This window comes from Oceanotoga sp. (assembly GCF_030445905.1).
GTDB lineage: Bacteria > Thermotogota > Thermotogae > Petrotogales > Petrotogaceae > Oceanotoga > Oceanotoga teriensis.
In genome coordinates, this window is sequence record NZ_JASUSU010000022.1 from 31,096 (window position 1) to 45,212 (window position 14,117).

The 14,117-nt window shown below is 26.4% G+C and carries 12 protein-coding genes; all 12 read right to left on the minus strand.

Annotated features, from left to right (window positions below; translation table 11 throughout):
- Positions 1–26 precede the first annotated feature (26 nt).
- The gene (locus tag PWP28_RS07875; RefSeq protein WP_109604532.1) at positions 27–1,733 is read right to left on the minus strand and encodes a methyl-accepting chemotaxis protein; all 1,707 of its coding nucleotides are present in this window, start codon (positions 1,731–1,733) and stop codon (positions 27–29) included.
- 111 nt (positions 1,734–1,844) lie between these two features.
- Positions 1,845–3,071, minus strand: coding sequence for a nitrogenase component 1 (locus tag PWP28_RS07880; RefSeq protein ID WP_308644540.1), 1,227 nt, complete (start codon positions 3,069–3,071; stop codon positions 1,845–1,847).
- Positions 3,058–4,329 (minus strand): nitrogenase component 1, encoded by a 1,272-nt coding sequence (locus PWP28_RS07885; protein ID WP_308644541.1) that lies wholly within the window; start codon positions 4,327–4,329, stop codon positions 3,058–3,060. Before PWP28_RS07885 ends, PWP28_RS07880 begins: the two co-directional genes overlap by 14 nt.
- A gap of 1 nt (position 4,330) precedes the next feature.
- Entirely contained in the window at positions 4,331–5,077 is a 747-nt protein-coding gene (locus PWP28_RS07890) for an AAA family ATPase (RefSeq protein WP_109604535.1), read from the minus strand.
- A gap of 33 nt (positions 5,078–5,110) precedes the next feature.
- A complete protein-coding gene (locus tag PWP28_RS07895; RefSeq protein WP_264150272.1) occupies positions 5,111–5,899 on the minus strand; it encodes an ABC transporter ATP-binding protein in 789 nt (262 codons plus the stop codon).
- Between the two features lie 16 nt (positions 5,900–5,915).
- A complete protein-coding gene (locus tag PWP28_RS07900) occupies positions 5,916–6,932 on the minus strand; it encodes an iron ABC transporter permease (protein WP_109604537.1) in 1,017 nt (338 codons plus the stop codon).
- Positions 6,932–7,900: a FecCD family ABC transporter permease gene (locus PWP28_RS07905; protein WP_369426096.1), complete on the minus strand. Its 969-nt coding sequence runs from the start codon at positions 7,898–7,900 to the stop codon at positions 6,932–6,934. The genes PWP28_RS07900 and PWP28_RS07905 overlap by 1 nt, the downstream gene beginning before the upstream one ends.
- A gap of 135 nt (positions 7,901–8,035) precedes the next feature.
- Complete coding sequence (locus tag PWP28_RS07910) at positions 8,036–8,944, minus strand: ABC transporter substrate-binding protein (protein ID WP_264150270.1); 909 nt, start codon at positions 8,942–8,944, stop codon at positions 8,036–8,038.
- 80 nt (positions 8,945–9,024) lie between these two features.
- Positions 9,025–9,879, minus strand: coding sequence for an AraC family transcriptional regulator (locus tag PWP28_RS07915; RefSeq protein ID WP_305081734.1), 855 nt, complete (start codon positions 9,877–9,879; stop codon positions 9,025–9,027).
- A 123-nt stretch (positions 9,880–10,002) separates the two neighbouring features.
- Positions 10,003–11,757, minus strand: a complete 1,755-nt coding sequence (locus PWP28_RS07920) for an ABC transporter ATP-binding protein (protein WP_305081735.1) — start codon at positions 11,755–11,757, stop codon at positions 10,003–10,005.
- Entirely contained in the window at positions 11,750–13,516 is a 1,767-nt protein-coding gene (locus PWP28_RS07925; RefSeq protein WP_109604541.1) for an ABC transporter ATP-binding protein, read from the minus strand. Before PWP28_RS07925 ends, PWP28_RS07920 begins: the two co-directional genes overlap by 8 nt.
- Before the next feature lie 138 nt (positions 13,517–13,654).
- Positions 13,655–14,117 (minus strand): AraC family transcriptional regulator (locus PWP28_RS07930; RefSeq protein WP_308644542.1); only part of this gene is annotated, 463 nt, incomplete at its 5' end.

Consider the following 14,117-nt stretch of genomic DNA (forward strand, 5'->3'; position numbering starts at 1 on the left):
TTAAAAATTTAAAATGCCCTTCAGTATTAAACATCAAACTGTGAGATAATATTTTTTAAATTTTTAGAAACAGTATCAAGATTTTCAGCTTTATAATGTAAATCATTCTGTACTGTAGAAAGACTGTCTATTGCTTTAGAAGATTCTTTTATTTGTAAAGCAATTTCATTTACAATAGAAGAAACTTTTGTCATTGCAGCTCCCATTTCTTCAGCTGAAGCACTTTGTTCTTCACTTGTAGCTGTCATATTTTCTATTTCTGAATTCATCTTCTCAACCATATTTTTAATTCTATCAAATTGAGAGGTTACTCTTCCCATCTCATTATAAATTTGAGTTATTATATTAGTATTTTCTATTGATGAATCATTAACAGAAGAAGTAGAACTTCTAATATCCTGTAAAATAATACCTATTTCAGAAGTTGCTTTAGAACTCTCTTCAGCAAGTTTTCTGATCTCTTCTGCTACAACTGCAAAACCTTTACCAGCTTCACCTGCTCGAGCTGCTTCAATGGCTGCATTTAAAGCTAATAAACTTGTTTGTTCAGTTATAGAATTAATAGTCTCTATAATCTTACTAACATTATCAGCACGTTCTTTAAGTATGGAAACTTCTTTTTGAGATTCTTCTGATTTATTTTTTGCCAAATTAATAGTTTGTTCTATTTTTTTTATTATTTCGGAACCAGACTCAGAAGCTTCGGTAGTCTCTTCAGCTGAAATATTAATCCCCTGAGCTGCTTTTGCAACCATTTGAGCACTTGTTGCAACTTCATGAACTCCAGAAGAGATTTCTTCTACATTAGAACTTGCATTTATAGCATTATCGGTTATATTATCAGTTTGAGCGACGAGTTCTTCTGTAGAAGAAGAACTTTCTTCAGAAACTTTTTTAAGTTCATCACTTGAAATATTTAAATTGGAAGTAATTTCTATAATATCAGAAACAATAGTTCTTAGTTTTGAGACCATAATATTTAAATTATAGGACATATAAGAAATTTCATCAGAACCTTTTTCTTCAAAAGAAACTTTTAAATTTCCAGAACCAAAATCTGCAATTTTTTCATTAATGCTTTTAATCCTCTTCCTTATAAAAAACCCTATAAAACTTATAATGATTATAGAAATAATAGTTGATATTATAAAAAGTATCAAATCAGATATAAAAACATTAAGAACTTCTTTTTGAATATCATCTATATAAAACCCAGTTCCCCAAAAGAAATCTAAACTATTAGAAGAATCGATATAAGAAAGTTTTGGCGCAACTAAATTAGAATTAGGTTTTTCAAAATTATAATCATAAAATCCACTTTTATCTTTCTTAGCGATATCTATAAAATCTTGCACAATATATTTTCCATCACTATCTTGCATATTTATAAAATTCTCACCTATTTTTCTTCCACCATAAGGAACTACAATATTCCCTTTAAAATCATAAACAAAAATATAATTATTATCATCATACTTCATCTGAGGAATTAAAATTCTCAACTGCTCATAAATATCTTCTAAAGAAATTTCATTACTCTCAAATTTTTCTTCAAAAGAATTAATAATTCCACTTGAAATATCAACTAGATATAAAAGGGTTTCTTGTTTTTGTTTATAAATAGTATTATATATCTCATTATAAAGCCTTGTTAAAAATAAACTACTCAAAACAATTAAAATTATAACTATAGGTATCAGAAATTTCATTGTAAGACTTAGTTTTGATTTCATAATAATACCTCCAGTCTATTTGGTTTCAAAAAGCAAAAGTTAACTTATTATTAGAAAATATATTACAATATTTATTATATCATAACTTAAATTAAAAAAAACGTTTAAATTTTAATCATTTATTTCATTTATCCAAATATTAACAAGATTTATAGCTCCTCTATAACCAATAAAAGGAACAGAATAACCATGTAAACGCCATTTAGTATCTGGGTTAGAAATTTGAAGTTCATCATTTTTATCAATCCATTTTAAAATTTCTCCACTGGTCATTAAAATTCCTTTATCATGTTTATTCACAAAATTTAACCAAATTTCTTCTTCTAAAAATGGAATATCATCATCAAAAAAATCAGGACAATTACTCCAACAAAATCCTTTTGGGAGATTTATTTCATTACAACCAAAATTTAAAATACCTCTTACAACATCAACATGTCCGCCTAAAGATAATAAAGATTCTTCTGTATGATCTCTTATAATATGTTTGAAATGAGGAATAACATTAAAAGATTGTTTTTTAAACAAATCCTCTTCTAAATTTATATAATCTAAATTTAAATTAAAATTACATAAATTTGATATTTTTTTTAACCAAGAAGAAGTTCCTTTAATGCCATAAGGTCTTTCAAAAATAAAAGGAGTACCAAATTTTTTTTCCAAATATTTAGCTGATTTAACCCCTTCACGACGAATAACAATATTTAAATGAGCAGCTCCTATTTTTTGAATATCATCTATAGAAGTATTAGAACTTAAGACACATAAAGGGTCAATATCAAAAGCATTTTTCATAATACGTATAATTTCATTCGAATCTTCTTTAAACTTAAAAATATCAGCACATGAACCTATTATATTAAAAGTTGGTCTTTCAGTTTTTTTTAATTTTACTGGAATTGATTTACATAAAGAAAAAAGAGTTTCCTGAACCCCTTTATTTTTATTAATATTAAAACCTCCAAAGCCAAAAGGAATAAATATAATCTCTGGATATTTATATTTAATTTCTTCAGTCATTGAAAAAATATCACTTCCAATCATTTCAGGAATAGCAGAAGGAATTAAAAAAATAACTTTTGGATTTTCAATTTTTACAACTTCATCAATAGTATCTTCAAATCTTTTAACTTGCCCAAGAGAAATATCAGTTTCATCAATATGAGTTGAATAAAGCTTACTTCCTTCATAAATTCCAGCTCTTTTTAAACTAACACTACTATAATGCATATGGCCCATACATCCAAATTCTATAATTGCAGAATTTTTAATAGTAGAAAGAGTCCACAAAATTCCCATTCTTCCCGAAGGAACAGGTTTAAATCTATGCAATCCCATTATAAAAACCACCTTTAATAGCATCATAAACTTTCAAAATTCTATTTAATAAATTTAGAGTACGTTCGTAACCAACTTGACCATAAAAATCAAACATGTTACCTATATTTGGAATATTTTGGTTATATGGAATATATCCAAAACACATATCAAAATTTAATTTTTTTATTATTTCAATATCTGAATCAATATTAGTAATCTTACATATAAAAGGATCAACACCCATAGAAAAAAGTTTATTTGAATCTTCTTTATCATGATTATAAAATTCTTCTATATGAAAAAGTAATGGAATCATACCAAGTTCTGTTAAATAAATTCCAAGAGGAATTGGTAAATCTATTCTAAGAGATAATATAAAACTTAAATCTTTTAACTTCTTTTTCGCTTCTTTTTCAATTTTTAAAGATTCTTTTCTTAAAGAATTGAAAGAATTTAAATCAAAATTAAAATATTTTGAAATTTTATTATAGGCATTATCTATACTTTTAATATCATATATATCATGAAGAGAAATATATGGAATTTTAAATTCTTCATACATTTTTATGGCCAAAGGTTTCATATAAGGTGAAAAAACTATATTTAAAACACTATCAGTTGAATTTTGGAAATCATATAAACTTGAATCTGGTGATAAATAACGAATATTAGCATCAATTTTTTTTAATTCTGAAACTAATAACGGAATAGAACTGTGACCGTCTAAAGAGACTCCTAAAAGATTAACCTGATTATTTTTTTGTTCTTTTTTTAACATCAATTTATGCATAGCTTCCATTGTTTTCCAAGAACCTGAAGGAAAACTTATATGTTTAAATTGTCCAAGCATAATAAAAGTAACTTTAGCATCTATTTCATGATTAATTTCTTCTAAAATACCTTCCATATCTTCACCTATAAGTTCAGGAACACAGGTTAAAATAACTAGTATAGCTTTAGAACCTAATTTATCCATTTTTTTTAAAGAATCTATAATTCCTTGACGGCATCCAAAGACAACTTCATTAGAGTTTAAAACATATAACCAATGAAATTCATTATTTTCACCTTCTGGATTAGGACTAAAAAGTCTTGAATGTATTGTACATTCTGGCATTCCTACCAATAAAGTTGATAATCCTTTAATATTTTCTGCAATTATAGATGCTCTATGCATAGGACAATGACTTCCATTATGAACAGCAGGAGTTAAAAACTTAACACCTCTATTTGAATTAACTTTAGATAATTTATTTAAATGAGAAAATTCATTCAATTTATTTCACATCCTCCAAAAGTAATTTTGCAAGATTTTTATAATGCTCGCTCATATCTGATTCTGGAAAAACTTCTATTACTGTTTTAAAATCGATCTCTGCATCTTGAACATAATGACTACGTGGAATTTGATAAACAACTGGAATACCTATTTCATCAGCAGCCTTGTCTACAAGCATTCTTTCATTTTCTATATTTTTTGAATTTAAAATCAAACCTTTTAAAGAAGCGTAACCACGTTTTTCAAAATTTTTAACAGCATAAGAAATATTTGAAGCTGCATATAAAGACATCATTTCTCCCGAAGTTACGATATAAACTTCATCAGCATAACCACCCCTTATAGGCATTGCAAAACCACCACAAACAACATCACCTAAAACATCATATAATACAATATCTGGTTTATATATTTCATAAGCATTTAATTCTTCAAGTTTTTCAAAAGCCGTTATTATACCTCTTCCAGCACAACCAACACCGGGAACAGGACCTCCTGCTTCTACACATAAAACATTTGTATTACTTAAAGCGACGAGTTCTTCAAGAGTAGCATCACCATTAACTCTTAAAGTATCTAAAACTGTTGGAATTTTTTTACCCATTAAATTACGAGTTGAATCAGCTTTAGGGTCACAGCCAATTTGCATAACTGTAAATCCCATAGAAGCCATTGCAGCGGATATATTTGAAGTTGTTGTTGATTTCCCAATTCCACCTTTTCCATAAATAGCTATTTTCTTCATAAAAGAGAACCCTCCTAATTTTTCAAATCAATATTATACTTTTATTAAATCATAAGAAATACATGTAGGTTTTTTTGTTTTTGGATCATTTATGATATTTGCATCAATGTTAAAAGTTTTTTCTAAAATATCTTTTTTCATAACTTCCTCAGGTGTTCCATAAGAAATAATTTTTCCTTTTTTTATAGCTATCATATAATCTGCAAATCTTGAAGCGAGATTGAGATCATGAAGAACCATAACAATAGTACGATTTTGTTCTCTATTTAATTTATATAAAAGTTCCAGTAAATCTAATTGATAAGAAAGATCTAAATAAGTTGTAGGTTCATCCAATAAAATTAAATCTGTTTGTTGTGCGAGAGCCATTGCAATCCAAACACGTTGCCTTTGTCCGCCTGAAAGATTATCAATAGGAATATTTCTAAAAAATTCTAATTTAGTTACACTCAAAGCCCAATCAATTATTTTTGTATCCTCAGAATTTAATTTTCCAAAACCTTTTTGATGAGGAAATCTTCCATAAGAAATAAGTTCTTCAACTGTTAAACCATCGGGTGCTTGAGGTGTTTGAGGTAAAATAGCTATTTGTTTAGCTATTTCTTTAGTATTCAAACTATTGATATCTTTTCCATTTAAATAAATCAATCCACTCTTAGGTTTTAATAAACGGCCTAAAGCTTTTAAAATAGTTGATTTACCACAACCATTTGAACCAATTATTGTAGTTATTTTTTTTTCGAAAATTTTTATATTCAAATTTTCAACGATTAAATTATTATCATAAGCTATATTTAATTCTTTTGAATTCATACATTCCATACAAATCTTCCTCTCATTATAATTTACTTTTAATTAAAAGATATAAAAAATAAGGAGCACCAATTATTGCAACAACTATTCCTGTAGGTATTTCAGATGGTTGTACTATAGTTCTGGCAATTGTATCAGCAGCTAATACAAGTATAGAACCTGTTATAGCACAAGTTGGTAATAATATAGAATGTTTGGGACCTACTAATCTTCTTGAAAGATGTGGGGCGATTAATCCCACAAAACTTATACCTCCACTTATTGATACAGCAGAAGCAGCAAGAATGACAGAAACCATTAATAATCTTCTTTTTTCTTTATTTATAGAAACCCCAAGGCTTTTAACTACATCATCATCAAGATTTAAAATATCGAGTATTTTTGATTTAAAGAGTAAATATGGAACAAAAATCAAAATCCAAGGTAAAAGTGCTAAAACAAAATACCAATTACTTCCCCAAATACTCCCCGCTTGCCATGAAGCAACAAAATCAAATTGTGTATCATCCAATTTAACGACTAAAATAGTTGTTAAAGCAGAAATACCTGCTTGAATTGCTATACCATTTAAGATTAATCTAATTGGTTTTATACCTTCATGTTTATTTTTACTTAAAATATAAATAATTATAGCAGTTATACCAGCGCCAATAATTGCTAAAAAAGGTAAAGTAAAAATAGAAAAAAATGTATTAGTTCCAAATAATAAAACATAAACAATTATCATCAAACCAGCTCCTGCATTAATACCCAGAAGTCCAGGATCTGCTAGAGCATTTTTACTTATATCTTGAATTATACAACCCGACAAAGAAAGAGCCATACCTACTAAAATAGAGATTACAATTCGAGGCAATCTAAACTTAAACAAAATAAGATTTTCTTTTGTTGATCCTCCTCCAAATAAAGTTTTTAAAGTATCCAATGGAGAAAGTTTTATATATCCTGTATTCATACTCAAAATGAAAAAAATTAAAATTAAAATAAAACATATAATTAAAATATTAACATTATATAAATTTTTTTTGTTTTTATATTCCATTATAATTTTCTCCTCTCATTATTAGCAAGATACAAGAAAAAAGGAGCACCTATAAGAGAAATTATAGCTCCTATAGGAGTTTCAAATGGAGGATTTAAAGTTCTGGATCCTAAATCGGCAAGGACCATCAATAAAGCACCTAAAACTGCTGAAGAAGGAATGATTTTTCTATAATCAACACCAACGAAATATCTTGAAATATGTGGTATAATCAAACCTACAAATCCTACAGAGCCAACAACAGCAACAGAAACTCCTGCAAGGATCAAAACTGTTAAAGTTGACAAAATAGTAATAAATTTTATATTAAGACCAAGACTTTTAGCAACATCTTCTCCAAGGCTTAAAAGAGAAATTGATTTAGATAAAAGTATTGACAAAATCAAAGCTAATAAAATCCATGGAGTAATAATTTTTAATTGAATCCAATTAGAACCAGCAACACCACCAACTGTCCAGAACATTATATTTTGTGCTACATTAAAATAAAGAGCAATACCTTGACTTAATGCAGATAAAAGGGCACTAACAGCAACTCCAGCTAAAACAAGTCTCATTGGTGAAGATTTTCCATGTCTAAAAAAAGTTGCTCCTTTAACTAAAAAAGAACCAAAAGCTGCACCTAAAAAAGAAAAAAATACTATGTATATATAACCAATATTAGGAAAAAAAGCAAAACAAATTGATAAAGCAAAAGCTGCACCAGCATTTAAACCCATGAGCCCAGAATCAGCAAGAGGATTTCTCGTTGTTCCTTGCATAATAGCTCCAGAAACTGCAAAAGCTGCACCAACCAAGGCACTTGCAATTATTCTTGGCAAACGTAAATCTATTATTATTAAATGTTTCATATTTTCATTGTCAAACCTAAAAAAAGCTGTCCAAACATCTTTAAAAGAAATATCAGAAGCACCTCTTGTTATTGAAAACTGTATCAATAAAAAAAGTAAAAAACTTCCAAAAGTCATAATAATAAAAAATATTTTGGAATTTTTTCTTTCATTTTTAATTTTTGTACTCAAAAGATTACCTCCTATAAAAATCAAAATATAAAAAAATTGGTACAGTCTATATAAAAGGCTGTACCGCTTATATATCAAAAATTATTTTGAATAAATTTCAAGAAGTTTTTCAGCTGTAACTCTTAAAGCAAGAGGTCCAAAAGTATTTAAAGAATCATCGAAATAAAAAATATGATTATTTTTAACTGCTTTTATTAAATACCAAACTGAAAAAGACTCTTGGGTTTTAACAAATGTTTTTGAAAGATCTACATAATTTTGAAAAGCTATATAATCAGGATTCATTTCGGCGACAGTCTCTAAAGAAATAGTTTTATAATCATAAGGGTAATTTTCAGGAGCCTTCAATCCAAAAGTCTTATAATAAAATTCATTGCCACGTGTTATAAAAGATTTACCATCAGTACGAAATAAAGCGAATGTTTTATCATTTTTTTCACTTAAAATTTTTCTTGTGTTTTCAATTATTTCTTCAGTTTCTTTGATAAATTCTTTTGCAAACTCTTCTTTTCCAACTATTTTAGCTGCATCCATAGTTTGTTCTTGCCAAGATTTTGAAAAATCAAGTAATATAACAGGAGCAATTTCATTTAACTGATTATAAAGTTCATTAACATGACCCTGTCCTTTAAAAGTAACTATTACATCAGGATTTGATGCAAGAATTGCTTCTAAATTTAAACTACGAGCACTACCTAAATCAATTATTTTTTCACCATTAGAATAAGGTTTAAGTGTTTCCCATTCTTCTAGAGCTTTCATAGCTGTACCAGTTGAAGATCCTGCAGAAGCAGCTGGTGGAGTACCTAAAGCCATAAAATATTCTAGATATAAAGAATGAAGAATAGCAATTCTTTTTGGTTGAGATTTAAGAACAATTTTTTTGCCAGTGGCATCTATAATAGTTTTTGGCCATTCATTGTTATGAGCAAAAGCCAACAATGATGAAAAAATAGAAATTGATAAAATCAAAACTAAAATTTTTTTCATGAATATTCCTCCAATATTTTTAATTCTACAAAAATTAGTTTACGCTAATTTATTCAAAAAATATTATATCAAAAATCAATTTATATTGGAATAGCAATATCCTGAAAATCATATGGACAATTCCTGAATTTTTTTCTATAATTAGTTGGAGAAATATTATAATATTTTTTAAATAATCTACTAAAATATAAAGCATCCGGATATCCAACATTCTTTGCAATGACATTTATAGGATAATTATTATTTATTAAAAATTCTTTGGCTTTATCAAGTCTAATTTTAATGATATAATCCCCTGGGCCCATATTAATATGTTTTCTAAAAATATAATATAAATGATTCTCATTTATATTATTTTTATTACATATTTCTTTAACGCTTATATTATTCATATAATTATCCATTATATAAGAACATACTTGATTAAAAAGGTGAGAAGAATTTTTTTTATCTATTTCATTATTTTGGGTGCTTATAAAAATTTCTTCAAGGATATTTCTGAAAAGAGTTTCTGTTCTAAATTCAGAAATTAAAGTTTTTTCATTAAACTCTTTATAGATTTTAAATAAAAATTCATTTAATTTTATATTATTATATGTATTAACTTCAAAATGAACATTTGATAAACTTATATCAGTTTTTATTTCTTTGGTATCATATAAAATAGAAATAAACTCCCAATAATCAGTTCCAAGTACTTTTTTTTGAAGTTTAGAAGAAGCAGAACCATGAATTATGTTCCCTGTACCAGCAATATATGGATTATCATTAAAAGAAAATTTTGCTTTACCATTAAGAGGAAAAATAAACCCAGGAAAAGGAGCTGATCTTTGTACACCAAATCTTCCAGGATTTATTTTACAATGATAAACTCCTTTTATATTGAAAGACATATTTCCAAAATATTTAATAAGATCATTTAAATCCATTCGCATATAAAATTCCTCCAATTAAATCATAAAATATAATTAGATTAGCCTAACTTATGTAAATTATATCATTTAAAATTAACAAAAAAAATAAAAATTGCTCATCTTTTTTACAGATGAGCAAATTTTTCAATCTTTTAAAATTTTCCAACCTTCAGCATTTTTTCGAATATCTAAAAATTTTTTATAAAGGCCATTTTCTTTTATAAGTTCAGAATGAATTCCCTTTTGAACAATTTTTCCATTATCTAATACCAATATTTGGTCAGCATTTTCGATTGTTGCTAAGCGATGAGCTATTATTATTATTGTTTTTCCATTTGTTAATTCATTAAGTGCCTCTTGTATAAAATGTTCATTTTCTGGATCAATACTTGCAGTAGCTTCATCTAAAATTACAATTGGAGAATTTTTTAAAATAGCTCTTGCTATTGAAATTCTTTGTTTTTCTCCACCAGAAAGTGAAGCTCCAGATTCTCCAATTAAAGTATCATAACCTTTTGGAAAAGACATTATAAAATCATGGCAACGAGCTTTTTTAGAAGCAATGATGACCTCTTCTCTGCTTGCATTAGGATTTCCAAATTTTATATTATTAAAAATACTATCATTAAATAGATAAACTCTCTGAAAAACCATACTAATATTTTTTAAAAGACTATCACAAGTAAAAAGTTTTATATTCTCATTTCCAATAAAAATATTACCTGAATCTATATCATAAAATCTTGCAATTAAATTACATATAGTTGTTTTTCCACTTCCAGATGGACCTATAATAGCTGTTGTAGTATTTTGATCTATATTAAATGAAACATTATTTAAAACTAAATTTTTATCATAAGAAAATGAAACATTATCAAATTTTATATCAAAAGAATTCAACTTAATATCAGAACCATCTTTATCTATAAATTCGGCATTTTCAATTTTTTCTATTTTATCCATATTTGTATCTATCATTTTCAAAACATGTACAGCATTATTAATAGTTTCAACATGACCAAATATAACAAAAGAAAATATCATCATCATTGCCATATATGGAATACTCATATCGCCATTTAAAGCAAAATATGCGGAAAGAAATATTAATAAAACAGAAGCTGATTTAAGACTGAAAAGATGAAAACAATTGAATGGAACAAAATTTTTTTCAATTTTAATATTAATATTTTTACTTTCTTCATAAGCTTTTTCTATATTTTTTATGGCAAAATTTTCTTTACCAAAAGATTTTATAATAGGAATACCTTTAAGATATTCAATAGTTGAGCCAACCATACGACTTTGAGATTTCAAATGTGCAGATGAATTATTTTTGCTTTTAACCCCAAGAAAATGTAAAGCTAATGTTGAAAAAATAACACCTATTAAAGCAGAAAAAGCAAGATAAATATTAAAAAAGCATAAACATAAAATAAGCGTAAAAACACTTATATAACCATTTATAACGGTATCTATCATTTTCATACCATACATTTCTAAATATGAAAGATCATTAGTTACAGATGTAGTAATATCACCAGATTTATTACTTTGAAAAAAACCAAGTGGAACACGTTTTAAAACATCTCCTATATAAATTCTTTGTTTTGCAGTTAATTCATATATTATACTATCTTGTAATACTGCACGACGATAAGAAGTATAAAAACGTCCCAAAACAGATAAAAATATAAACAAAGTTATGTATAATATCCAAATAGGATTAATTTTTTGTACATTTTTAAAATCATCATATATCATATTCATTGCAAAACCACCAGCCATAATAGGAAATGCAATAAATAATGAATTAAAAAAAGAATAAACAAAACCTTTATACAAACGTGATTTATAATCACCTATCCAAATTATAATTCTTTTAATTATTTTAAACATAAAAATCTTCCTTTCTATTTCCTGCGGCCCAACTTTTAGAGCCTATATGAGATTTCCACATTTCAATATATAAATTACAATTTCTTAAAAGATAATCTTGTGTTCCTTGTTCTACAATTTTTCCATTATTTAAAACTACAATATTATCGGCATCTTTAATTGTTGAAAGACGATGAGCTATGACGATTAATGTTTTATTTTTAGTTAATTCTGAAATAGATTTTTGAATATTATCTTCATTTTCAGAATCTGTAAAAGCTGTTGCTTCATCAAGAATAAGAATTGGAGAATTTTTAAGCATTGCTCTTGCTATTGTTATTCTTTGCATTTCTCCACCAGAAAGTTTTTTGCCAGCTTCACCAGCTTCTGTATGATAACCATTAGGTAATTTTTTTATAAAATCATCACATTGAGCTTTTTTGGCAATATTAAAAACTTCTTCGTCAGTTGCATCTGAATTTCCAATTCTTATATTTTCTAATATAGAACAATCAAATAAAAAATTATCTTGAGTTACAAAACTTATAATATTTCTTAATTGAGTTAAAGGTATATCTTTTATATCAACTCCACCTATTTTTATAGAACCCGAATCAATATCCCAAAATCTACTAATTAACCTTGCTATAGTTGATTTTCCTCCACCTGAAGGACCAACAAGAGCATGAAATTCTCCTTGAGGAATATTAAGAGTTATATTATCAATGGCATTAGATTCATTATTATAAGAAAATGAAACATCATTTAAATTGATACTATAATCTTTTAAATCAATACATAATTCATTATCTTTCAATTCTTCAATATTTAAAATTTTATTAACATCGTTTACAGCATATTCGATTGTTTTTAAATCATTAATAGCCGTTGTAAACCACATCAAAGGAGATATTATTCCCATAGAAAGAATTAAACACATTACAAATTCAGATGGGCTTAATGAACCATTAATATATAAAATCATACCTATAGGAATTGTACCTAATAATGAAGAGGGTAAAAAAGTTGCTGTAAAATTCATCAATTTCCATGTACTTCTAAACCAATCTAAAGTATAATCTTTAAAAAATTTTACAGAATCACTGAATTTTTCATAAGATTTTGAAGATTGATTAAAAGTTTTAATAACTTCTATACCATTTATATATTCAACAATAACACTGTTAACATGATTTGAAGCTTTCATATAATCGGAATATTTTTTATTAAATTTTTTCATTTCAAAAGAAAATAAAATTAAGGGTAAAGGTACGGTTATTAGTGAAGCAAGGGCCATACGCCAGTCAATAAATAATAAATAAGAAAAAACAAATAATGGTAGAATTAAATTAGAAATACCTTCTGGAATCATATGTGCAAGAGGTAATTCAATTGTTTCAACTCTATCAACAATAACATTTTTAAATTTACCAGAAGTTTCATTCAAAACAGTTCCAAGTGGTGCTTTAAGTAATTTGTTGATCAAACGTAAACGTATTTGTTCCAAAATGGAATAAGCTGAAATATGAGAAAGTGTAGTTGAAAAGGCATAAAATAACAATTTACCGAAATAGCCAAGAAAACATATCAAAGACCAAAAAATAATATCTTTTAAATCAGGATTACCTTCAAAAAAAATATTTAAAATATTATAAACAGCAATATAAGGAATAAATCCACCTAAAACACTTATAATTGCAAAAATAACTGAGAAAAAAATCTTCCATTTACAAAAAGTTGCAAATTCAAAGACAACTCTCATCCATTTTTTATTCTTCATGGATAAAAACACCTCACAAAAAAAAAAATTAGTTAGGTATGCCTAACTAAAGTAATTATAGCTTATAATAAAAAAAACTTCAGCTCCATAAAGATAAAAAATATACCATTTAGACATTTAATACGATAAAATTATGAATTATAAAAAAGATTTTCTATATTCTAAAGGAGTTTTTCCCATAATATCTTTGAAAGCAACAGAAAATTTACTTGGACTTTCATAACCAACATCACCAGCAATAAAAGCAATACTTTTTTTTGTGTGTCTTAACATAATAGCAGCTTGGTTTATTCTATAAACTCTAATATAAGAATAAATAGAATTTCCATAAATAGCTTTAAAACAATTCTTCATAGAAGTTAATGATATATCAAACCTTTTAGCTAAAAAATCTAAAGTATAATGTTTTTCAATATCTTCAGTTATAAATTTTTCAATTGATTTTACTTTTTCTACTTGAGACCTATAAATAGTGACTTGAAAAATAGAGCAATAAAAAAGAGATATGAAATAAAAAACAAGTAAATGAAAAGCAACAAAAATAAAAACAAGTAAAAAAAGGAATAAAAAGCGATAAAAAAGAGAAAAAAGAGAAGGGAAG